Raw genomic sequence first — 20,904 nt, 5'->3', positions numbered from 1 at the left:
GAAACCCTCGTGACCGAACCAACTTTGATTTCGTGCGTAGATGACGACCCGACGGTTCTGGAGGCGTTGGAGGATCTTCTCGACGCTTCGGGTTTCGAGGTGGACGGATTTTCGTCTGCAGAAGAGTTCCTATCTCGTGGGCGGCTCGATTCGACGACTTGCCTGATCACTGACGTCAGGCTGGGCGGCATATCTGGACTTGAGCTGCAGAGCCGCCTAGCCGAGACGGGCTTCAAGATTCCGGTCATCGTCATTTCGGCGTTCGCGGACGACCAGACCCGAGCAAGAGCCTTCAAAGCGGGGGCAGTTTGTGTACTTGGCAAGCCGGTTAGCCGAGAAAGTCTAATGAAGTGCATCCGCCTCGCCGTCCATACTGCGTGAGGCGGTGCGTGTCATCCGGCATGACCTCCCATTCTAGGGGATCGGCATCTAAAGCGAGCATCTTCGTTTGGCGGGCGGGATCAGGAAGCTTTGTGCGCGAGGTGCCGTCGTTAATAAAGAAGACAAGCGTATGGGCGAAGCGAAGCGGAGACCACTAAGGGTCGCGAGACCCGTCTAAGAGGCACCCGCAGGAGGGTCAGCATAGCGCCGACGCGTAGCGGCGGGACCCGGGACCGAGTGCAGTCGCGAGACCGGTTAAGAAGGCACCCGACCCGAAGGGCAGTGATAGCGACGCCGGCATGCAATGACGGCGGGCCCGAGGGCGAGTGCCTCCGGCGAGCGACTCAATGCGGCTTCACGTCTGTTTGGTATCAATTTTGCTTTTGTGATATCGTCTCACTCGTGCGCATGTAGATGCACGGCGTGGGCATGTTCACCGAGAGCCAATTCTTACAGAGGACGACATGGCCAAGAAAGCGAAGAAGGCAAAGAAGACCGCGAAGGCAGCTACCAAGAAGGTGGCAAAGAAGACCTCAAAGAAAAAGAAGTAGTCGTATCGGCTACTGATCCTATTGCCGCCTTCGGGTCGCAATCCGGAAAAAAAAGCGAGACCTCCCAAAGGATATGAAGCGTCCTTTGCAGCCGTTTGGTATCGCGGCAATCTAAGATAAGGCCGGACCTTTGTGCAGGTGGCTGCATAAAGGTCCGGTTTTCGTTTCTGCCCCGCGAGGGCGTTATCTTCTCGTGCGCGAGGAATCGAAGCCGCAAGGCCGAGACGCTGCGCGGCTCGGTTCACGAAAGCCCGGCGCAGCGACAGCGCACGCGCAAACCAGCCAAGGAGCCAACCACCCGAACTCGGACGTCTGGCAAAACGGTTTCTTGAGCTCGTTCACGCCTAACCTAGCACCTGGCCGCGCGAAGAACTCGGCCCTCGAAAAGCCACGAGATCCCATGATCCGGAATCCCAGTCCTGTGTTAGCGATGGGGAACGTCTGCGGGACTAAACGATTCGTCTCGGCGTGGGAGAACCTTCAATGCTGATGACCAAGCAGAGATGGCCGGCGATTCGCACCCTGCGCGGTTGGGCAATCCACGTGCTGAATGAAGCCGGCGCCATCCGCGAGTGCGAGGAGCACGGTTGGATGCAGGACCGCGCCGATCCGCACGCACGAGAGCGGGCCTTCGACATCGCCCGTCGAGACCCGCCGGCAGGCGTCGACCCCGATGCAGCGTTGGCTGAGGTTCGCGACGTGCTGAACTCGATCGGTGATACGTGCCCGGAGTGCCCTGCAGATTAGAGGGGCTGGTGCGAGCGAACGCCAGCCAGCCTTCCAAGTCAGCGGCCCAGCTTTTTCTCGACGCGCTTGCGGGAATTGCCGACCTTCTTGACAGCCTTCTTCACCGCAGAGGCCGAGCGGCCAGTCTTCTTCGCTTCATACCGGACTTCGTGGTCCTGCCCTTTCGCGACCCGGGCGCGATCCTGTTTGCGTCCACGCGCGGTCTTCTTCTTCGCTGCGGCCATCGGCTCCTCCTCTTTAGAAGTGATGGCAATGCAACGCTGCAAGGATTCACGGGTTCCGTTCGTTGTGGGCCGCAGCTCAGTGGCCACTGAGATGGCCATGGACGATTGGCGCCCATCCATCGAGCAGCAGACCGTCCCAGGAAATCACGCCCTCGTCCCATGTCGACGCGTGCTCGCGGTACATCGGAGCCCACTGAGGGCTCCATTCGATGATCTGGTCGTTGAGACCGTCGTGCACGCGGCACGGCATGTCGGGATCGAACGTGTCCATCGAGTTCATGCCGGATGTCCGGGATCGACGTCCTTGGGCGTCTTCTTCTCCCGCTGAGGTGTCATCTTCGCCGGACTTTCCTTGCCGGGTACGCCGCGCGGACCCAGCTGATCGCGCGAATGTCGTCCTCGGAGCGTAGGGGCTCCACGCCTTTCGTGGGCTTCTCAGGCATCATTCCATCCGAGCCTTGTCTTTCAGGTCACGAATCCGGGTCTCGGCCTCCTCCTTCGAGGTGACGATCTCCGATTCATCCGGCACCCGCGCGATCGCGCTGAGCCTCTTGAGCTCGGCGAGTTGTTCTGGAGTTGGCTTTTCCATCTTCGAATCCTTGAGCGCCTGCACGACCGCCTCGTCGTCGAGCACGTCAAGCAGCTGGTTTATGGTTTGCTCGCAATCTCTGGGGCCAGGCTCGACATACCGGGCCAGGATGCCCTGAGCGTCTTCCAAGGCCTTCGCAACTCGCTGTTCCGGATCCATGACCGGTACTCCACATACTCACGGGAAAACGCTGCTATGAACGGCCCGTTCCTTTCCCTAGCCCCTTGAACGAGCTGGCTCGAAGGAGACCTTCGGAGGTGATGTCGCGGTACTCGATGTCCGCATAGAACTTGGGTTCGACCCACGTCGCCTTCGGCTTCCTGATGGTCTTCGTCAGCCTCTGCTTCGGGCTGACTACGGTATCGAGCGCCTTGCGGATCTGCGCCGAGGTGGTCCGGCTCCATCCCGTGCCGACCTTCCCCATGTAGACGAGATCCTTGCCTTCCTGCTTGCCCAGGTAGAGCGCGGCCACGCCGGACGGATCCTTGATGAAGCCGACAACGGGAAACTTGCCCTTCTGGACGACCTTCATCTTCTGCCAGGCTTCGACCCGTTCGGATCGGTATGGTGCATCCACTCGCTTGGAGACGATGCCCTCATAGTTCAGCTTGCTGGCGGCGGCGAACAGCGCCTGTCCGTCTCCTTCATGGTGTTCACTGAAAAAAATGGGCTCCTCGAGCTTGTGATCCTCGATCAGCTTCTTGAGCAGCCTCTTCCTTTCGATCTGCGGCTCTTTGCGTAAATCCTTGCCGTCGAGCCACAGCAGATCGAACGCGAAGAAGATCAGTCGGTCCTGATCGCCCCTACCGAGGTCTGCCTGCAGTTCGGAGAAATTGGTGCGGCCCTCATGGATGACGACGACTTCGCCGTCGACGATGGCCTGACCTTCAATATCGAAGGCGGCGGCGATCCTGGAAAACCTGCTGACCCAATTGTAGCCGTTGCGCGTGTAGGCGCGGCGATCGTCGCCGTCGATCCGGAGTTGGATGCGGTACCCATCGTATTTGATTTCGTGAATCCATCTCGAACCCGAAGGTGCCTTCATCTTCAGGGTCGCCAGTTGGGGGCTGATGAACCCCGGCATCTGAGGAGCTTCTGGCTTCTCGGCCGGAGGCGCCGCTCTTGTACGCTTTGCCACGCTGCGCAACTCACAAAAAACCCGCCGCCGGGTTGGGGCCGGTGGCGGGCAGTTTACCTACCTTACTCAACGAGTCTCGCAACTTCGAAGGTGGCGACGAGTTCCTGCGACCTCGCTTGTTCTCAAGCTATCGAATATGAGCGACCCGGCCCGCGTTTTCGTGCAGTGCCGAAAAAGGCCAATCGCTCCCGTATCGAACTCCGGCCGATAGCGGGCGTTTACCTAGCATGTCAGACGCATTCGATTACTTTCGGGCCTACGCGGTACGAGCTCTTTGCAGAGCGAGATCCATGCCGCGGGGCAGGATGAAGCATCTGCAGCTGGTGGCCGGACGGATCTACAATCTCCTCAAGAAGGAAGCTGCCTACGGCCCCAATATCCAGCACCTGAACGATTTCCGCGCAGCCCAGGAGCTTGAGAGCTCTCTCGATCGCCAGCCAAGTGGCCGCTCCGGGGGTCGCCTTACTCTGGCGGCGCCGCAATGCGTGGACCGGGAGACTCGCTGATGCCTTCGCTCGACGCTCGTGGTGTGGCGAGGCTCTTGCGAGAATACGCGCAGCGCACCGCCTTGCGGGGCGGCAATCCATACCGGGCGAAAGCCTACTCGCGAGCCGCAGATAGCCTGACGACCCTTGCTGTTCCCCTGGACGTGCTCATCGCCGAAGATCGTCTTACGGAGATCCCGGCCGTCGGGGATGCGATCGCCGACATCATCGCTAAACTTCACAAGACGGGCAACCATCCCAGCCTCGAAAAGCTGCGGAAGGAAATACCCACTGGTGTGCTCGAGATGCTCGCCGTGCCCGGCTTGCGGCCGGAGAAGGTGCTGCGGCTCTATCGGGATCTTGGCATCACCTCGCTCGCGGAATTGGAGGCCGCCGCCAATGACGATCGCATCAAGAAGGCGAAAGGACTCGGTGCCGCGCTGCAGACCAAGATCCTGCAGAACCTCGCAATCGCCAAAAGCGCAGAAGGTCGCCTCCACCTGCACCGAGCCGCCGCCCTGCTCGCGCACGCGAGGGAGTCCATCCGGAAGGCGCGGCCTGAGCTCAGGCGCGTGACGATCGCCGGCGATTTCCGTCGAGGCTGCGAGCTCGTCGCCGACCTCGCCATCGTTGCGGAGGCTGCCAAGCCGGACAAGACTTCGACGCCATCGGCCGAAGGATTGCAGGTCCGCGTGTCCGACCGCAAACATTTCGGCGCCGCCCTTCTCTTCGCCACCGGCTCCGCCGCTCACATCGAGCAGCTCCAGGCCCTGGCCGCCGAGAAGGGCATGCGGTTGGACGCTCACGGCCTGCACAAGGGCCGCACACTGATCGCCGGCGAGGAGGCTGACATCTACCAAGCTCTCGGGCTGCCCTTCATCGATCCCGAGCTCCGGGAGGGCCGCGGCGAGGTCGAGCTGGCCCTGAAGGGCAGGCTGCCGAAGCTCGTCACCGACGACGACCTGCGCGGAATCCTTCACTGCCACACCGATGCTTCCGATGGGACAGAAACCCTGGAGACCATGGCGAAGGCGACCCGTCAGCGTGGCTTCGAGTATTTTGGGGTCGCCGACCATTCCAAGTCCGCCCATTACGCCGGCGGTCTCTCCCTCGAAGAGATCGTGCAGCAGCACCGGGAAGCCGACCGGTTGAACAAGCGCTTCGGCGAGGATTTCCGGATCCTGAAAGGCATCGAGTCCGACATTCTGGCGGACGGGTCACTCGACTATGACCACGAGGTGCTTGAACATTTCGACTTTGTCGTCGCCAGCATCCACGGCCGTTTCAAGCTGGACCGCAAGGCGCAAACGCAGCGCCTGCTTCGGGCCATTTCCGATCCTCACACGACCATCATTGGCCACATGACTGGGCGGCAGCTCCAGCGGCGGCCGGGCTACGAAATCGACGTCGAGAAGGTGCTTCGGGCCTGTGCGAAGCAGGACGTCATCGTTGAGATCAACGCACATCCATGGCGCCTCGACCTGGACTGGCGTTGGCACCAGGCGGCCCTCGAATTCGGCTGCATGCTGAGCATCAATCCGGACGCACACTCGATTCCAGAGCTCGACCACATGCACTGGGGCGTCGAGATGGCCCGCAAGGGCGGCGTCACCGCCGACCGTATCCTGAATGCGATGACGCTTCCCGAGATCACGCGCCACCTCCGCCAGAAGCGGCGCTCGCTCGCCCGCGCTGCCTGATGTCCCACGCGCGCGACCTTTCGCTCGAGGAAGGGTGATTTCGGTAGCCGCCGATCGCGGGCACCACTTCAGCAAGCCACCACGGGATCAGATCGTTCTGGTGGAAGGCCATGGTGTCGAAGGTGACGCCCACGCCGGTCCGTTTGTCAGGCATCGATACCTCGCCCGTCGTCGCCCCCGGCTTCCCGATTTGCGGCAGGTTCACCTGATCGCATCGGAGCGATTTGCGCACCTCCGGGAAGCCGGCTTCGCAGTCGCTGCGGGAGACCTCGGCGAGAACATCACCACGGCTGGACTGGACCTCGAACGAATGCCGCTCGGGACGCTGATCGAGCTCGGGCCCGCGGCGATCATCGAATTGACTGGCCTCCGGACGCCCTGTGTCCTGATCGACCGCTTCCGAGCTGGCCTGAAACGGCACGTGCTGTCGTCGGCGGAAACGGGGCCTCCATTCAAATGCGGGGTGCTGGGAGTGGTTCGGGCCCGTGGAACGGTAGCGGCCGGCGACACCGCGCGGGTGCGCCTCCCGTCCACCTCCTTTGAAACCTTGCCGACGCTTTAAGAGCCCGGTGTACAACTCGGCCGATAGATGGCCGAATCGAAAAGCGCTCGGTAGATCGGGCTGGCATGGCCGCAAACAAGGTAACGGCGGTACGCTTGGGGCTGGGGAAGCAATCGACGGTCCGGGACTATCAAGCCGCCCAGCACTGGCGGCTTTTTCTTTACTAGGAGGCATTCGCCCTCGCTCGTTCACGGGCCTCACGGCGACGCTCCCGGCGCTCGCGGCGACGCTTGGCACGATCGGCGGGCTGCCGCAGAGGAGGAACGTCCGTCGCGACCTCCATTGCAGCTGTAGTCTCCTCGACCACCGACGCCTGGCTCGGCTCGGGTGCAGCAGGACGGACTTCCATGAACTCAAGCGCCGCCCGTCCTTTGGACGTGATCTTCCAACCGCCGCTGATGCGTTCAACCAGCCCCTGCGACCAGATGTCGAGATCCGGAACCCGCGCCGCGAGGCGCCTGGTCCGGTCCGCCCAGTCGGGTCCGCTGGTCGCCAGGATGGCCATGTCCCTCTTGAGGTCCTCCATCACGGCAAACCCATCCGGATATGCGACCAGGATCTTGAGGACGGTCACCTGGAAGTTCACGCCCGCTCCTCCGGATCAGCGCCACATCGTGGGCGCGTGCGAGAGGGCATCGCGACCGACCTGCTTGAGCGCCTCCGGAGAAATCTCGCCCCTGGTAGCGGCCTCCAGAATTTTCGAGGCGACGTGGGTCCGTGCGCCGATCTCGCGCTGCGATACGCATTCGCAGACTTCATCGAGGACCGCGCGCAAAAGCGCGGTGGTTGCCGTGTCGAACATGAGGTGCCCCCAAGAGGGAAAGTCCCATCCTAACCGGTTTTGCTCGCTTGTGGATTCAGGAATGTTAAATTTCGCCGCAATACAGCATCGAATTGGCGAGCAGAATTGTCACACGGCCGCTCACAGCGCGGCAGCGCACCCGGTGACGTTGCACCCGGAGCTTTAGCACCTGGGCTCGGCCATCTTCTTCTAGTGTCGCGCGGAACTCACGATACATTACACCCGTTCCTCCCCCATCTCTCTTCCCGCCGTCCAGCCATGGCTCGAAAATCAACCTTGCCTCGCCGCCTGCAGCCCATGCTGGCCACGCTGACAGATTCACCGTTCGACGATCCCAATTGGGTCTTCGAGGACAAATTCGATGGTTTTCGCATGGTCGCGGAAATCCGGGGTGGTCGGGTCGCACTCTACAGTCGCAACGGGAAGATCATCAGCCACTCCTATGTCGAGGTCGCGAAAGCACTTGAAGGCGTGAAGGCGGACGCTGTGATTGACGGCGAGCTGGTCGCGATCGGAAAGGACGGCGTATCCCATTTCCAGTTGCTTCAGAACGCCCTGCGCCACGAAGCTAAGCTTTTGTACTGCGTTTTCGATCTCATGTTCGTAGACGGCGAGGACCTGCGCGCGCTGCCGCTCCTCGAGCGCAAGAAGCGGCTCAAGGCCATCCTGCCGCGTCACAAGCTGATCGCGTTCAGCAACCATCGCAAAGGCTGCGGCACAAAGTTCTTCGCAGAAGCCGAGCTGAGACATCTCGAAGGCATCATGGCCAAGCGTGCCGATAGCCCGTACGCGTCCGGACGCCGGACCGCCGACTGGCTGAAGGTGAAGACCGCTCAGCGGCAGGAGGTGGTGATCGCCGGTTTCACGGCGCCGAGGCGTACCCGGCCCTTCTTCGGCGCTCTCGTGCTGGCGGTACGCGAAGACGATGCATGGCGGTACATCGGCCACGTCGGCACCGGCTTCAGCCACGAGGCTCTGGAAGAGCTTCACGCTAAGCTCATGAAGCTCAAAACGGCGAAGTCGCCGTTCCCAGCCAAGGTGAAGGATGAGCGGGTCACGACTTGGGTGCGTCCTGCGTTGATCGCAGAAGTGAAGTTCGCGGAGTGGACCAGCAAGGGCGAGTTGCGCCAGCCGGTCTATCTCGGACTGCGGTCTGACAAAAAGGCCGCGGACGTTGTTCGCGAAAAGAGCTGGTCGCGAAAATAACTCAGAGAGAAGCGGACGACTTGGAATTCAGCGGGCTTCGCGCTCGGATGCCGAAGGCCATGGCGGCAGGGGCGGCAAGCCGAGAGCCTTGCGTACAGGTCCGAACGATTTTCGGTGTGCTGCGCATGCTCCGAGCCTTGCGAGCGCATCATAATGAGCTGGCACCGGATAGCCCTTGTGATCCGCAAATCCGTAGCCGGGGTGTCGCAGGTCGAGCGCCCGCATGACCGCGTCGCGCTCGACTTTCGCGAGGATGGAGGCGGCGGCGATGCTGGCGGACTTGGCGTCGCCCTTGATGATGGCCTGTTGAGGGATGTCGATTTCCTTCAACCGCTTCGCATCGATTAGCAAGTGTTGCGGCGTCAAGCGCAGCCCCCGAACAGCACGCTGCATGGCCTGGATGCCTGCCCAATAGATGTTGATCGCATCGATCTCCTCGACCTCGACGAATGCCACGCACCAACTCTCTGCCTTTTCCTTGATCTCCTTTGCGAGTTCTTCGCGTGCCGCGGCGTCAAGTTTTTTCGAGTCGTCGATCCCGACTATCCGTGTTCCGGGTTTCAGCATCACGGCGCCAGCAGAGACCGGCCCGGCGAGAGGGCTCATTCCAGCCTCATCCACGCCTGCCACGGCATGATGGCCGCTTTCCCAGAGAGAGGTCTCAAAGCGGAGCATCTTGCGGAGCCGCTGCCCTTCGGACCTATTTTCATAGCGCCGTTTATCGATTGCAGCCAGGGTGGCACGCGCTCCCGCGCGGCTGTCGGCCCGCAAGATCTGTTCCACGCTGGCCTCGAGCGGTCTTTTCTCGACGACATAGCGCTGACGCAAAACCTCAAGTGAATATTGGGACATCGCGGCTTTGGTGGAGAAAGGCGGTGGTGGGAGGCGTGTCGGTGAACTTTGTGGCTATTGTCTGGAGTGCCTATCCCCCCTGATTGCCTGCGCAACGCCCTCTCGAAGGAACCGGCCGGCTCTCAGATTCCGCGCCACCGGCACCGCGTCCATCGGCCTCAGAGGAACCAACTCGTGTGTTCATCCCGAGCAGGGCAAGTACATCATGCAAGCGACGGAGAAGAGGCGATCGCGTGGTAACGGCGCTAGTCGAGCGCTCGCTCAACCTCTTCCACGGCCCTATGCGCCGTTGCTTCGGCTTCGCCGCCCGCCACCTTTCCTGCGCCGCGCACCCCTCGCCGCGCCATCTCAGCCTGCCGACCAAATGATCTCACGTGACATAGTCGGGTGGAATTTGCCATCCGCCAGAGCCTGCCGCGAGGACGACGTAGTGGCCGTCCGGCGTCACCGAATGCTTTACGACGTACCTAAGCCGATTTCCGCTGCGGCTTGGCCGCGGGCTTCTTGGCCGCGGCCTCCTTCGCCGGCTTCTTGCCTGCGATCGGCATCAGCATCTCCTTCTGCCCGGCCGCCGCCTTGCGCGGCTTCTTGCCTGGTTTCTTCGGCGCCTCTGTCGCGGCCTCCTCTCTTCCGATGCTCTTGCGCAGCGCATCCATCAGATCCACGACGTTCTCTCCTCGAGGACGCGCTTTCGCGATGATGGGCTTGCCGGCGCGCTTTTGATTGATGAGATCGATGAGCGCGGTTTCGTACTGGTCTTCGAACTTTTCCGGTTCGAAATGGCCCGCCTTTTGATTAACGATGTGTTTGGCGAGATCGAGCATGTCCTTGGTGACTTTGACGTCCTGGATCTCGTCGAAATACTCCTTTTCGGAGCGGACTTCGTAGGGATAGCGCAGCAGCGTCCCCATCAACCCCTTGTCCAGCGGATCGAGCGCGATGATGTGCTCCCGGTTGGTCAGCACCACGCGCCCGATCGCGACCTTGTTCATCTCGCGGATCGTTTCGCGGATGACGGCGAAGGCGTCGTGGCCAACTTTCCCGTCCGGCACCAGATAGTAGGGACGGATCAGATATCGCGGGTCGATTTCGCTCCGATCGACGAACTCATCGATCTCGATGGTTCGCGTCGATTCCAGCGCGACATTCTCGAGCTCCTCCTTCGTCACCTCGATATAGGTATCGGTGTCGACCTTGTAGCCCTTGACGACGTCCTCGTTGTCGACCTCCTCGCCAGTGTCGGCATCGACCTTGGCGTACTTGATCCGATGGCCGGTCTTTCGGTTAAGCTGGTTGAACGAGACTTTTTCGGATTCCGAGGTGGCCGGATAGAGCGCGACCGGACAGGTGACGAGGGAAAGACGCAGGAAGCCTTTCCAGTTAGCGCGGGGGGCCATGGGAACTCCGATACTGATACCGGATTCAAGACGAAGGATCCGGCTTGGTTCCGACATCGCGATCCGTCCCAGAGGAGGATTTTTCTCAGCGGCCGCCTGGTCGGACTCGACATTTGTTCTTGTTATGTTCTAATTTGCCCATGACCGACCGACCCGCGAGCTGGCGCATGCCGACCCCGAAGCAGATGGAAAAATTGGCCGCTGAAGCCGACCGCAGAAGATTGCCGTCCGCTGCGGGTCCGGATGCTCCCCTCCCGGCCGAATATTGGGAATCGGTCCTCAAAGATCCTCGCGCCGGCGCGACCGTCGCCCAGGCCCGACAGCGACGTCTTTGGGAAATTAAGGCCCACGTGCTGCGCATCTCTTGCCGCCGCTGCGAGCGGACCGTGGAAATCCAGACCGCCGATGCCGTCCGCCTGTATGGTGCCAACGCAGTTTGGAAAGACGTGGCGCAGGGGTTGCTCGACAACACCTGCCGGCAGCGCACCGGTAGGCATGAAGAAGACGGGTGCTGGCCAGCGTTCGAGACGCCGTAGTCGCTCTGCAACTGCCGATCCGATCTCTTGGCGCCTGGATGTCCGGATGGCCCCGAAGTATCACCCTACGCCCCTGTCGGGCGGCGATCGCAAGGCTCTGGCGAAGGAGCTCGGCAAGGCACGCGCGATGGCTAACATCCTGGCTAGCCAGTCGGCGGAGATGCGGGCCAAAGGCGAGGCGATGATCCAGCAAGCCGACAGGCTGCTTTGCGAAAGCTGGAACGAGCGGATGTGGAGTGACGGCGAACCGATCGATCCGTCGCCGACCATTGACCAGGCCGTGAACGGTGGCTTCCCGTGGCTGGAGATCAGGTGCGCGCGCTGCAAGACGCCAAGCGACGTGGATCTCGCGGCGATGAAGCACCCGCCGACCACTTTCGTGCACGATCTCGCCAGCCGGCTGCGCTGCCGCAAATGCGCCAAGGCGGGCCGGCGTCCATCCGCGACTCTGCTACAGTTGACGTGGCAGCCGCGCCACCCTCGAACCGAATCCTGACCGATGTGCAATCTTTATTCGATCACGACCAACCAAGCCGCGATCAGTGCGCTGTTCCGCGTCGTGAACCGATACGTTGGAAATCTAGCGCCGATGCCCGGCGTGTTTCCCGACTACAAGGCACCGATCGTGCGCAACGGAGTGGAGGGCCGCGAACTCACTACTGCGCGCTGGGGAATGCCATCGTCGTCAAAAGCGCTGATGGACGCCACCAAGAAACGGGCCGAGAAGCTGCAGGCCAAAGGCAAGGCAGTGGATTTCAAGGAATTGCTCAGAATGGAGCCGGACGGCGGCACGACCAACATCCGCAACGTGAGGAGCAAGCACTGGACGCGATGGCTCGGAGTCGAAAATCGCTGCGTGATACCGTTCAACTCCTTCAGCGAATTCAACAAGGCAGAGGGAGGTGACATATGGTTCGCTCTCGATGAGACCCGTCCCCTCGCCTGCTTCGCCGGCATCTGGACCAACTGGACGTCAGTCCGAAAAGTCAAAGAAGGTGAGACGACAAATGACCTCTACGCGTTCCTTACGACGGAGCCAAACACCGAGGTCGCCGCCATCCATCCGAAGGCCATGCCCGTAATCCTAACGACACCGCACGAGGTAGAGACTTGGATGACGGCCTCTCCGGACGAGGCCCTGAAGCTACAGCGGCCGCTTCCGGACGGATCGCTCAAGATCGTTGCTCGCGGCATCAAGGAAGACGCTGCCGGTCAGACAACGTGACCGACGAGGACGATCAGGCAAAGGCCTTGGCGCGGCAGCGCAAGATCATCCTCGTCGACATGGACCCCATCTACGCGTCCCTCGAACACGTGACAATCTCGACCTCGGCAAGCAAGTGACTGTCGGCAGATCCCGAGAGCGGCGTCGTGCCAGCGACGAGCTACGAAGCGCGCAAGTTCGGCGTCGGGGCGGCCATGCCATCGGTTACCGCGAAACGGCAGTGCCCAGACCTGATCTTCGTGAATGCGCGCTTCGAGGTGTACAAGGCGGAATCCCAGCAAATGCAAGTACGTGAGATTTTCGCCGAGCACACTCCGATCATCGAGCCGCTGTCGCTGGACGAGGCCTACCTCGACGTGACCGGAATCTGCAACGGTTGGCTCGCATGTTTACAGAAGCGGTTGGATCTTGAATATGCTAACTTCTACCAGAATATGCGCGACAGTGGACGCCGTAGCATCGTCATGCGTGTTCAGAGACTGTGTACGGTCTGGATTCCCACCGCTCCAGTAGGAGCCTCGCGGTCAACAGAACTATGTGCAACCTGTAAGTACTGTCTTTTTCATTGGACAGCCCGGGATGCGCCCCCTCCGGATGCAGGCGCTTCATAAGTCCGTTTATGAAATTCTTTCCCTCGCCTCCCCACTCGTTCAGATCGACGCGGAGAATGCCTTCTCTCGCCAACCGCTGGCGCCGGCCCTCACCGCTCTGGGCAGCCATTGCTGGATCGATTGCTCTGGCAAGATCATCCAAAAGAGCCTCATAGAAAACTCGTATCTGGCTGTTTGCCGCCGCCCAGTCGCCCCGACCATGTGCATCGAGCGCCTGGGTAAGATGGCCCTTTGCGACCTCGAAGGGGGGCAGAGACAATATGCGTGTTACTTCGTCTTCAGCGGCTGCGATGCCTAGCTCTACCGGCAATACTCGTCGCAGCGATCTATCTACAATGGTGAATCCGTCCCGTTCCAGCGTCGCCCTGAACTTCTTGATTGTCGGCGTCTCCTCGACCGGGTCGGCCCACGGATACTGTTGTGGCGGCTCGGGCACATGCGAGGCGGCCGTCTCTACGATGAACTCGCTGAGGTATTCGCCGTCCCGCAGTTTCCTCATAGGCTCTTCGTCATACATCTCAATCAAGTCACTGCGACGCTTCCCGACGCTGACGTCTTCGTGTCGAACCCAATTGAAATACTCAGGGCCTAAGTCCTGCAAAAAGCGCGAAAACTGACCCTGGTTGAACGGCAGCGCATCGACCGCGGCAAGCACGGTCTTTCGTGAAAATTGCGGCGGTTTGATTGGCATTCTAAACACCTGGATAATATAGTCGCGAAGTGTGACGTATGATGAGAGCATGACGCAAGGGGATCACGAGCGAAAAGCGGAACTTGTTTCCTATCCTGCCCTTTGGGATCGGGCATTGCTGAGTTACCGGATGAGATCCAGCATTTGCGCTTCGGTAAGCTCGAGCGGACGCCCCCTTTCGCAATCGTCCAATCACAGCGTGAACTGTTCTGACCTCAGCACGGCGTGGCTGAGTGCTTTCTGAAACATCCACGCAAGCCGGGACCTATTGGTCGCACCCCAGCGACTCATTGGAGGCAAGATTCAAATACACACGGTGGGGCGAGCCCGAAACAAAAACTCCTTCCACCGCAAGCGAAGGGCACTACGGTCGGGAAAGCTATTTTCTTCCACCGCGAGGGCCCGACCATGAAGAGTCTCGTACTCGGAGCCCACCAGCTCGGAGCTGATCGACACGATCCCGCGTTCGGGCTCGATGCCGATCAAATCCAGATCGAACAGCGTATGAAGGTCGCTTCGCAATAAAAGACCATTGGCCACATGATTGTCACCTCTTCCCCTGTAGGGACGGATATGAGCCGCCTCCAAGATGTGGACGACGCGACATTCCGAAATTGCACATTTACACCCATAGCGAGACAGAAGCGCCTTTCTGAATGACTGCTGGCCTCGTCTCTCACGAATTTCCTTCATTGCCAGCTTACGTCGGTCTTCTCCTTCGGGAGTAAGATCAGGGCTTTCGTTCCCCTCGAGCTCCCCTATTTTCCTGTACTGGCGCAGCCATCTTGCGAGAAGGTCAACATGCTCGCTCGTCTCCCAGCTTCCGACGAAGTCGACGATTTGCATCATATCGACGGGCATCATCGCGAGCTGACTGCTCCGACGAAGGCAAAACCTCTTGAGCTCGATGGTGCCGATGGGCTTGCTCGCCTGGAAATAGTCGCCATCAAAAAAGGCGCGATAATTCACGATTGGCATGGCCGCCAGTTTCGGCTGACCGAACCGATGGCCTTGCGAGCATTTGAATGCCGCGCCCCTTCCCCGTGAATTGCGGCCAAGGTCAAACCGCTTGTCGCAAATCGGACAGCGCGCCACGATCTTTTCGCCGTCCGAGGACTCGATTCGTTCGATCCGACCGACGCCGTGCAAGGTGCTCCTGGATCTCACGAATAGCAGGTCTCCGATTTTGACCTGCTTGTGATTTTGGACGCTGCTATCGTAGTCGTAATGCCCGCCTGCTTGATTTGAACAGGATTCCTCCTCGAGATCGTCGGACACCGTTGCCAGCCAGGCTCTTCTCTCGTCATGCTCAGAGCTGCTCTGAACCTCCGTTCTTCTAGGCATCGAATGGCCGTCCCCTGGCTGCATCCAATGCATGAATCGGTCTCCTCAAGGCATCGAACCCATCGACGAAGTAGGTTCTTGGATTGTCCTCGACGATGCTGCGGATCGGCTCGGCTGACAACGTCACTGCGTTGATCTTCCAGAATGGATGCACGACGACGTAGTTCTCCACCTGACCGCGCGCCCTTTCGCGAAGCCCAGGAAGTCCTATACGGCCGAGACGAACAAATTCTCTGGAGGTCGGCTGAAGGCGGACCAGTTCGTTTGCGGCGACCTCCGCCAACCTTGGCCAGTCATCGAGCTCGCGATACCGGCTCCAATCTCCGTCGAGCCCGCAAGCAAAGTTTGCGTCGATCATCGAACGGAGGAAGCTGAGACCCAGACGCCAATCAAGCAAACCGTGATATCCTCGGTTGCCATAGCGCTGGAGGCATCGATAACACGCCTGTCCGCACTCGCTTCGATGGTTTGCATCGAAATAGGATCTAACGAGAGAATCGTCGGCTTCTTGCAGCACCGATCGAATGAGCTCCACAACAAGCGGCTCCGTCGTATCTCCTGCCTCGGATAGACGGCGGCAGAAACCGGCTCCATTCACCAGAAAGTCCGCAACCTGAAGCAAGGGCTTGCCCTGCCGTAGCCGAGGCTCCAGGGCCTCGAACTCCTCCGGAGCAATATCCAAGGCAAGTGAAGCGCGCTGGATGATGATTTGCGTAGCACTGACTGCGGCTCCCCTCACGCTGGTTTGCCAAGCTTCACGCCCGAGCCGCGCGAGTGCTAGCCTGTCCGGCATGGTCTGAACGCCCAGCCAGATCGCCTCCGTGGACTTGCGGGACATGAGGCGGACGCCGGTCTGGATATTCTGCGACGCAAGTTCCCATCGACGCGGAGATCGATCATAGGCTTGCGTCGTAATTGTCTGGTTCTTCAAGCGTATCGATGTGTTGGCGAACGGCGCCCGCACCTGCTCGTGTGCAAGCCTAACGTCGTAGCCGAGTGTACCCGCGCCGGCATTGCCCGGTCCATCGTTGAGCCGGACAACGAAAGCACCGCTTCCCGCATGCATTGCGAGATTTGTGTCAGGCACTGACTCAGTCGAAACGTCGGTGATTTCCGCGACCACCGCTCGACGCAAGATTTCCCTTCTCTCGTTTTCATCGACCTTTTGCGGTTGAAAATCCGTTCGGAATGCCGCCGGGATGAAGTATTCTCGAAACAGGGCCTGTTCCATGCTTTGACCGCAATCGGCACATTTCACAGACTCCGGCGGTGCAGCGGCGCGTGATGTCGTGCCCGCACACGATGGGCATCTGGCCAAGAACCAGGATCCTGTAAACCAACGCGCACCGGGGTCGACCGGCCCGTAGTTACCTCGGTTCCAAGCACGCGGCGACTGCAAAGACGCCGTGAATCCAACCGGGCGATGAAGTCGCTTGTCGCGGATCAAGCCCTGCTCTGGCGCAAACTCGTAGATCGCCACATCCAAGTCGCGGTCGATGCTGTCCCATTCCATGCCGGTGCCGCCGGCACGGGACGGCTTCAGCCCCAAGTACAACGGTCTCACGCGAGTCGGCATGCCGTACATAGGAAGTAGTCCGAAATCCGACAGAAACTGGGCTAGTCCCCCCTCGAAAATGCTGCCGGCTTCTGAAAGGCCTTCAATTTCTTCGATCAGTTGATCGATGGAAGATCGGCCCAACAGAGCACTCTTGGCTATCCGCGCCTGATCAGCCAGAACTTCAGCAAACGAATCTCTCGTCGGAATTGTTTTCTTGAGCGCATTGCGGAGAAGAGCCTCCCAAGGCGATCCAGGTGCGTAGTACTGGGCGGACAAGAGAAATTCGCCGTGGATATCCGGCGGATTGTCATCGCCGGGCCAGGGGCTGATTTCGCGCCTGAGCTCCGAAAAGGCCTCCGATAGCCACACCTTCCGTAGGAGCCGCAAAGGTATGTCAATGTGATCCGACGCCAGGAAGGGCGGAGGCGGTCGATCCCCTGTGATCGATGCAGCATTCCTGAAGTAATAGAGATCATGGCTTCTGCTTCTGCACAACGTTGCAACAAGGGAAAACGCCTGCCCTCGTCGTCCGGCGCGCCCGACTCGTTGCTGGTAATTGAATCGCTGGGGAGGCATGTTCGCTTGGTACACGGCTTGCAGAGTGCCAATGTCTATGCCGACTTCCATCGTCGTGGTGACGGAGAGCATGTCGATTTCGCGCGCCGCCCTCTCCAACTGATTGTCTCTGGTTGCATCCGTCTCGACGAAAATGCCTCTGAAGCGGCGCAATCGCTCTGCAGGCTCGCTCGTTTGACCAGTGAGCTCTTCGCAACGCAGCCTGAAAGAGGGAACATTCTCCCCTTCTCCGCGGATTATTCGTCTGGCGAGGAAGTTTGACTGCCAAAGCTCGTCGACTGTACCGGTCGGGAGGTCGGGCAGCGGCAGACAGCACCGGGTGCATCGTCCAGTTCCCAGATGCAGATGCACGCGGCCACACCCAGAGCAGCGTCGATATGCGTCACCAGATTGTGTGAACACCAAGCTGAGCTTGGCGACATCGATTATTCCATTGAGGTGGCCTAATCTCGTCAGGCGCGCCAGAACCGAGCGGATTTCGTCTTCCGGATCCGTGGATCGCGATGCCGCGGCAAAACGTCTGATTCTGTTCGTCGCTGCTCTGGGAATCTGGTCGACATCGAACCAAAGTTTCGTCTCGTCTGTCACCCAACGATTGGATGAGACGCGATACGCGTCCGAGAAGACTCTCAGCCAAGCATCCATTCGATCTGCGCCGTCCTCGGGAGATCGGAACAACGAGACGTATCCCAATCCGGTCTCCTCAAGCGCGAAGTAGGTTTTTGAGAATAGAACCTCGTCGACGTAGGGCTCTTGGCCGCTCAACACTTCGGTTCTAGCCGACTGAAGTGCGGCCGCGTCCGCCCCATCGGTTTTCCACCTGAACGAGCCGTCAGGCTGCCTCTTGAATAGCGATTGCCACTCGAATCCTGCGATCGAGTTTACCCCGGCGTCGTCGGTCGGGTGAACGCCCAAACGCACGAGCTGCGTCAACATCGGGCTGGTTGCATGGGATGGCCCAGCCTCCGCTATCGGCTTCTCGATCAATTCGATCAGCGGAACCCGCCGCTGGTCTGCATTGCTTGGGGTCGCCGCCAGCAGGGCACTCAGCTCATTTATCCGCGTAAATTGGCGAGCCGCGACGGCCTCTTCCCATTCCCGCTCGATCTGCTCTCTCGTGGGACGCCTGCCCTGCAGCTCGCGATAACTCCTGGCGGCTTCCACGACCGTTTGCCGCCTTAGATCCTGGTGGTGACGCCGCTCGATGTTCAGCGCGGAGTTGGCAGCGTCTTGCCTGCTGTCGGAAAAGACGATCGCCTTTGCAGAACCCGATCCGGTCTTGAGGAGTTCGAACAATTCGGTCGCGACCAGTTGAGACGTCTGCCCGAAGCCGGTTCTGAAGCTCCGAATGGGCGAAAATCTCGGCCTTTTTCTTTGCGTGTAATCGGTGCCGCATGCAGGACAGCAATCTGGTCCAGCCGTACCTGCTGTGTTCGGCCTCCTCTGGTGACTGAATTGGCCGCCTCGACGATAAAACCGCCCTGGCACCGAACACGCATCTTCACCGCCATTTCGGGGCGGCGAGATGAGCCCTGTGCGCGTATCCAGCTCCGCTTCGCTCCAATCCTCGCCCTGCCCAACTCCAACAGGGTCTTTGCGCGATGGCCAGAAGATGGCAAAATCCTCATAGCTCAGATCTTCATACTGTCCTGATGCGGCGGCTTCGGGCAGATTCTCCAACAGCGGAGACGCCGGCAACAATTCAACCGCCGCAGCGCCCCACGCTCCCTGTCCGCGCATTCCGCCCACGAACACTTCGCCACAGGCCTCGCAGTAGACGAGCTCGAAAGAGCGGCGATAGCCGAGGCGCTCCGAATATGAATACGTGGTCCCTCGCTCGACGGACAATTGGTCGTAGACGATTTCGTCGTCGCCCCGTCGCGGCGTCGCAAACAGCCCTTCCAGGCTGCGAATGAATAAATGCATTCTGAAGCTCGGCGTCGACGCCTCGATTTGCCCGTCGCAGATAAGTTTGGCCTGATCGCCTAGCCCTCGCAGAATCAAAAGACCGCGCAAAGCTTTTCTGGTCATTTCATCGTCAGAACCGAAAATTCGAAGTGCGAGCCTGTCGACACTCGTTGCCCGCGCCGCATTCGCCTGCTCATCCTCGGCGCATCCGAGCATCACCGCCGCCGCCGCGGCTTCGACCGACTTCAGGAAAACAGTCGCGAATTCCTCGGCGGCCTCACCACGCCCGAAGAACGCTTCGTATGCTCTTCGAATGGCAGCCTGCGGCTCTGCACCATCTCGAAACTTCGTCACCAGCCCGTCGCCGCCGAGCGCCAACGCGAGTTCGACGAACGGCTCCGGCTCCAACGTCTTCGGGCCCGAACGCTTCGGCAACACCGGCTCTCCTGGCACGATGCATTCGCGCCAAAATCCGGGCGCGGGTGCCCCATTCGGCCGATCGTCGCAAAACGTTCCAAATCGTCCAAAGAGAGCACTCAAGTATCTTATGCTGCGCTCACCTTCGCCCCCTTCGATCGGGAGAGAGGCACTTGAAGAAAGAATACGGAGCTTGCTTCGGCATTCGGTCTCGTGAAGTCCCAAACGATGGATGAGTGCCCGGATCAGGCCGGCGATTTCAGTGCCTGCGGAGCCTCTCACTAGGTGAAGTTCATCCATGACGATGTAGAAATATGCGTCTGGATCGGTTTTCAACCACCGCCGCGTTTCATCGAAGATTGGCGCTTCCACCTCCCTGGAGAGCATTGCGCTCAACATGGAGACGTTCGTCACCAGAATGTCCGGTGGACTCTGCTGCATGTCCCAGCGAGAACAAAGTTCGGAGCCGTCCACGGACGGAAACAGATATCGAGTCGGCTCCGGCTGGGCATCGCCATCGGATCCCACTCTGGACTCTTCATCGAAGCGCCGCGCTTGCTCCTGCATGACGTCCATCGACCTGAGGGCGTCAGCGAGCTCGCTTCTCTTTTGCCTTTGGCGCTCCCTCTCGGCAGCACCTGTCTTTCTCGGATGCGCTACATGACCGGTAACCGGTGTCGCGCTGGTGTATTTTCCAAAGAATATTCGATTGCCACCGAATCGTTCGTCCATCACGGTGTGGGCCTCTGGCGAGTCCAGCGCCTTGCGGAGACGCGTCATTTGGTCTTCAACCAGAGCATTCATGGGATACAGGATGATCGCGCGAACCGCCTTGGGACGGCGTTCGTGTATTCGGCGTGCACGAAAGGGGGCGGACTCGCTCCGCCACCAGCGATCTTCAAGAAATTCGGCTCCTGGCGGGGCCCAGTCGACCGCTTCTGCGCAAAGAGCTGCAAAAATCGGCAGAAGAAAAGATTCGGTTTTCCCTGAGCCAGTCCCGGACGTCACGATTCCCGGGTGTCCGGGCTGGCTTCCCCTCCCGAGCATGGCGGCCTGATGGGTGAATAGCTCGAATAACGCCTCTCGCCTGACGCGACCTCCCGGAGCGCTCTTCCCAGCAAACAGCCCCGAAAGCGCAAGCTCCGCGAGGGCGACGCGCGCCGGCTGCCCGAGGTGGCTGACCGGGTTTCCATCGAAGTCCTCGACTATTTGCTCAAGGCGCCAAGTCACTTGCCGATATCGCGGCACAGGCTCGATCAGCGGAAGCGTCATGAGCGTCCCTTCACTTTCGAGAAGGCTTTTTCGCTCTGCCGTCAACCGTGGCACTCTGACACGGAACGCGGTGTCGAGATAGGATAGAATGAAATCACGAATTCGCTGAGCCCCGCCTAACGGATCGATCAT

At 60.1% G+C, this 20,904-nt stretch carries 20 protein-coding genes and 1 pseudogene; 10 read left to right on the top strand and 11 right to left on the bottom strand.

Going from position 1 to position 20,904, the window contains the following annotated elements; all coding sequences use genetic code 11:
* Positions 1–9: 9 nt before the first annotated feature.
* Positions 10–381, top strand: a complete 372-nt coding sequence (locus ACVW17_RS13745; RefSeq protein WP_456797229.1) for a response regulator transcription factor — start codon at positions 10–12, stop codon at positions 379–381.
* Between the two features lie 1,034 nt (positions 382–1,415).
* Complete coding sequence (locus ACVW17_RS13740) at positions 1,416–1,679, top strand: hypothetical protein (RefSeq protein WP_456797228.1); 264 nt, start codon at positions 1,416–1,418, stop codon at positions 1,677–1,679.
* 38 nt (positions 1,680–1,717) lie between these two features.
* On the opposite strand, the gene ACVW17_RS13735 is transcribed toward ACVW17_RS13740, so the two are convergent.
* From ACVW17_RS13735 to ligD (ACVW17_RS13720), 4 genes are all read right to left on the bottom strand, one after another.
* Complete coding sequence (locus tag ACVW17_RS13735) at positions 1,718–1,903, bottom strand: DUF3606 domain-containing protein (RefSeq protein ID WP_456797227.1); 186 nt, start codon at positions 1,901–1,903, stop codon at positions 1,718–1,720.
* Positions 1,904–1,979: 76 nt separating this feature from the next.
* Positions 1,980–2,183 (bottom strand): hypothetical protein, encoded by a 204-nt coding sequence (locus ACVW17_RS13730; RefSeq protein WP_456797226.1) that lies wholly within the window; start codon positions 2,181–2,183, stop codon positions 1,980–1,982.
* A 162-nt stretch (positions 2,184–2,345) separates the two neighbouring features.
* Complete coding sequence (locus ACVW17_RS13725; RefSeq protein WP_456797225.1) at positions 2,346–2,651, bottom strand: hypothetical protein; 306 nt, start codon at positions 2,649–2,651, stop codon at positions 2,346–2,348.
* A 34-nt stretch (positions 2,652–2,685) separates the two neighbouring features.
* Entirely contained in the window at positions 2,686–3,576 is an 891-nt protein-coding gene (gene ligD / locus ACVW17_RS13720; RefSeq protein ID WP_456797224.1) for a non-homologous end-joining DNA ligase, read from the bottom strand.
* Between the two features lie 359 nt (positions 3,577–3,935).
* Here ligD (ACVW17_RS13720) and ACVW17_RS13715 point away from each other — a divergent pair, with 359 nt between their 5' ends.
* The 3 genes from ACVW17_RS13715 to ACVW17_RS13705 are packed head-to-tail and all read left to right on the top strand — an operon-like array spanning position 3,936 to position 6,377.
* Positions 3,936–4,136, top strand: a complete 201-nt coding sequence (locus tag ACVW17_RS13715; protein WP_456797223.1) for a hypothetical protein — start codon at positions 3,936–3,938, stop codon at positions 4,134–4,136.
* Entirely contained in the window at positions 4,136–5,815 is a 1,680-nt protein-coding gene (locus tag ACVW17_RS13710; RefSeq protein ID WP_456797222.1) for a PHP domain-containing protein, read from the top strand. The genes ACVW17_RS13715 and ACVW17_RS13710 overlap by 1 nt, the downstream gene beginning before the upstream one ends.
* A gap of 34 nt (positions 5,816–5,849) precedes the next feature.
* On the top strand, positions 5,850–6,377 hold the full coding sequence (locus ACVW17_RS13705; RefSeq protein ID WP_456797221.1) for an MOSC domain-containing protein: 528 nt from the start codon (positions 5,850–5,852) through the stop codon (positions 6,375–6,377).
* A gap of 163 nt (positions 6,378–6,540) precedes the next feature.
* On the opposite strand, the gene ACVW17_RS13700 is transcribed toward ACVW17_RS13705, so the two are convergent.
* Together ACVW17_RS13700 and ACVW17_RS13695 are read right to left on the bottom strand one after the other, a co-directional pair.
* Entirely contained in the window at positions 6,541–6,963 is a 423-nt protein-coding gene (locus ACVW17_RS13700) for a hypothetical protein (protein WP_456797220.1), read from the bottom strand.
* Positions 6,964–6,978: 15 nt separating this feature from the next.
* Positions 6,979–7,179, bottom strand: a complete 201-nt coding sequence (locus ACVW17_RS13695; protein WP_157327971.1) for a hypothetical protein — start codon at positions 7,177–7,179, stop codon at positions 6,979–6,981.
* Positions 7,180–7,437: 258 nt separating this feature from the next.
* Here ACVW17_RS13695 and ligD (ACVW17_RS13690) point away from each other — a divergent pair, with 258 nt between their 5' ends.
* A complete protein-coding gene (gene ligD / locus ACVW17_RS13690; protein WP_456797219.1) occupies positions 7,438–8,385 on the top strand; it encodes a non-homologous end-joining DNA ligase in 948 nt (315 codons plus the stop codon).
* A 27-nt stretch (positions 8,386–8,412) separates the two neighbouring features.
* Here the strand turns inward: ligD (ACVW17_RS13690) and ACVW17_RS13685 are convergent, their stop codons facing one another.
* Together ACVW17_RS13685 and ku are read right to left on the bottom strand one after the other, a co-directional pair.
* Positions 8,413–9,237, bottom strand: coding sequence for a ribonuclease HII (locus ACVW17_RS13685; RefSeq protein WP_456797218.1), 825 nt, complete (start codon positions 9,235–9,237; stop codon positions 8,413–8,415).
* A gap of 467 nt (positions 9,238–9,704) precedes the next feature.
* Positions 9,705–10,634, bottom strand: coding sequence for a non-homologous end joining protein Ku (gene ku / locus ACVW17_RS13680; protein ID WP_456797217.1), 930 nt, complete (start codon positions 10,632–10,634; stop codon positions 9,705–9,707).
* Positions 10,635–10,774: 140 nt separating this feature from the next.
* Here ku and ACVW17_RS13675 point away from each other — a divergent pair, with 140 nt between their 5' ends.
* The 4 genes and pseudogenes from ACVW17_RS13675 to ACVW17_RS13660 form a co-directional block, all read left to right on the top strand.
* Positions 10,775–11,170 (top strand): hypothetical protein, encoded by a 396-nt coding sequence (locus tag ACVW17_RS13675; protein ID WP_456797216.1) that lies wholly within the window; start codon positions 10,775–10,777, stop codon positions 11,168–11,170.
* A 46-nt stretch (positions 11,171–11,216) separates the two neighbouring features.
* Positions 11,217–11,666 carry a hypothetical protein gene (locus tag ACVW17_RS13670; RefSeq protein WP_212404476.1) on the top strand — a complete coding sequence of 150 codons (450 nt, stop codon included), beginning with the start codon at positions 11,217–11,219 and terminating at the stop codon, positions 11,664–11,666.
* A gap of 3 nt (positions 11,667–11,669) precedes the next feature.
* Positions 11,670–12,395 carry an SOS response-associated peptidase gene (locus ACVW17_RS13665; RefSeq protein ID WP_456797215.1) on the top strand — a complete coding sequence of 242 codons (726 nt, stop codon included), beginning with the start codon at positions 11,670–11,672 and terminating at the stop codon, positions 12,393–12,395.
* 59 nt (positions 12,396–12,454) lie between these two features.
* Positions 12,455–12,772: pseudogene (locus ACVW17_RS13660) on the top strand (Y-family DNA polymerase); the annotation flags it as partial.
* 85 nt (positions 12,773–12,857) lie between these two features.
* Here ACVW17_RS13660 and ACVW17_RS13655 read toward each other — a convergent pair.
* The 3 genes from ACVW17_RS13655 to ACVW17_RS13645 form a co-directional block, all read right to left on the bottom strand.
* The gene (locus ACVW17_RS13655) at positions 12,858–13,697 is read right to left on the bottom strand and encodes a hypothetical protein (protein ID WP_456799034.1); all 840 of its coding nucleotides are present in this window, start codon (positions 13,695–13,697) and stop codon (positions 12,858–12,860) included.
* 303 nt (positions 13,698–14,000) lie between these two features.
* Positions 14,001–15,074 carry an HNH endonuclease gene (locus ACVW17_RS13650; protein WP_456797214.1) on the bottom strand — a complete coding sequence of 358 codons (1,074 nt, stop codon included), beginning with the start codon at positions 15,072–15,074 and terminating at the stop codon, positions 14,001–14,003.
* Entirely contained in the window at positions 15,034–20,904 is a 5,871-nt protein-coding gene (locus tag ACVW17_RS13645; protein ID WP_456797213.1) for a DEAD/DEAH box helicase, read from the bottom strand. The genes ACVW17_RS13650 and ACVW17_RS13645 overlap by 41 nt, the downstream gene beginning before the upstream one ends.

The sequence above is a fragment of the Bradyrhizobium sp. USDA 4473 genome, from assembly GCF_054063335.1.
Note: the sequence above shows the minus strand (reverse complement) of the source record. Positions and strands in the feature narration are given on the sequence as shown.

Excerpts from the sequence above, each read along its gene's own strand:
- ACVW17_RS13740 (WP_456797228.1), top strand. The coding sequence starts at position 1,416 with ATGCTGATGACCAAGCAGAGATGGCCGGCGATTCGCACCCTGCGCGGT.
- ACVW17_RS13735 (WP_456797227.1), bottom strand. The coding sequence starts at position 1,903 with ATGGCCGCAGCGAAGAAGAAGACCGCGCGTGGACGCAAACAGGATCGC.
- ACVW17_RS13730 (WP_456797226.1), bottom strand. The coding sequence starts at position 2,183 with ATGAACTCGATGGACACGTTCGATCCCGACATGCCGTGCCGCGTGCAC.
- ACVW17_RS13725 (WP_456797225.1), bottom strand. The coding sequence starts at position 2,651 with ATGGATCCGGAACAGCGAGTTGCGAAGGCCTTGGAAGACGCTCAGGGC.
- ligD (WP_456797224.1), bottom strand. The coding sequence starts at position 3,576 with ATGCCGGGGTTCATCAGCCCCCAACTGGCGACCCTGAAGATGAAGGCA.
- ACVW17_RS13715 (WP_456797223.1), top strand. The coding sequence starts at position 3,936 with ATGAAGCATCTGCAGCTGGTGGCCGGACGGATCTACAATCTCCTCAAG.
- ACVW17_RS13710 (WP_456797222.1), top strand. The coding sequence starts at position 4,136 with ATGCCTTCGCTCGACGCTCGTGGTGTGGCGAGGCTCTTGCGAGAATAC.
- ACVW17_RS13695 (WP_157327971.1), bottom strand. The coding sequence starts at position 7,179 with ATGTTCGACACGGCAACCACCGCGCTTTTGCGCGCGGTCCTCGATGAA.
- ligD (WP_456797219.1), top strand. The coding sequence starts at position 7,438 with ATGGCTCGAAAATCAACCTTGCCTCGCCGCCTGCAGCCCATGCTGGCC.
- ACVW17_RS13685 (WP_456797218.1), bottom strand. The coding sequence starts at position 9,237 with ATGTCCCAATATTCACTTGAGGTTTTGCGTCAGCGCTATGTCGTCGAG.
- ku (WP_456797217.1), bottom strand. The coding sequence starts at position 10,634 with ATGGCCCCCCGCGCTAACTGGAAAGGCTTCCTGCGTCTTTCCCTCGTC.
- ACVW17_RS13675 (WP_456797216.1), top strand. The coding sequence starts at position 10,775 with ATGACCGACCGACCCGCGAGCTGGCGCATGCCGACCCCGAAGCAGATG.
- ACVW17_RS13670 (WP_212404476.1), top strand. The coding sequence starts at position 11,217 with ATGGCCCCGAAGTATCACCCTACGCCCCTGTCGGGCGGCGATCGCAAG.
- ACVW17_RS13665 (WP_456797215.1), top strand. The coding sequence starts at position 11,670 with ATGTGCAATCTTTATTCGATCACGACCAACCAAGCCGCGATCAGTGCG.
- ACVW17_RS13655 (WP_456799034.1), bottom strand. The coding sequence starts at position 13,697 with ATGCCAATCAAACCGCCGCAATTTTCACGAAAGACCGTGCTTGCCGCG.
- ACVW17_RS13650 (WP_456797214.1), bottom strand. The coding sequence starts at position 15,074 with ATGCATTGGATGCAGCCAGGGGACGGCCATTCGATGCCTAGAAGAACG.
- ACVW17_RS13645 (WP_456797213.1), bottom strand. The coding sequence starts at position 20,904 with ATGATCGATCCGTTAGGCGGGGCTCAGCGAATTCGTGATTTCATTCTA.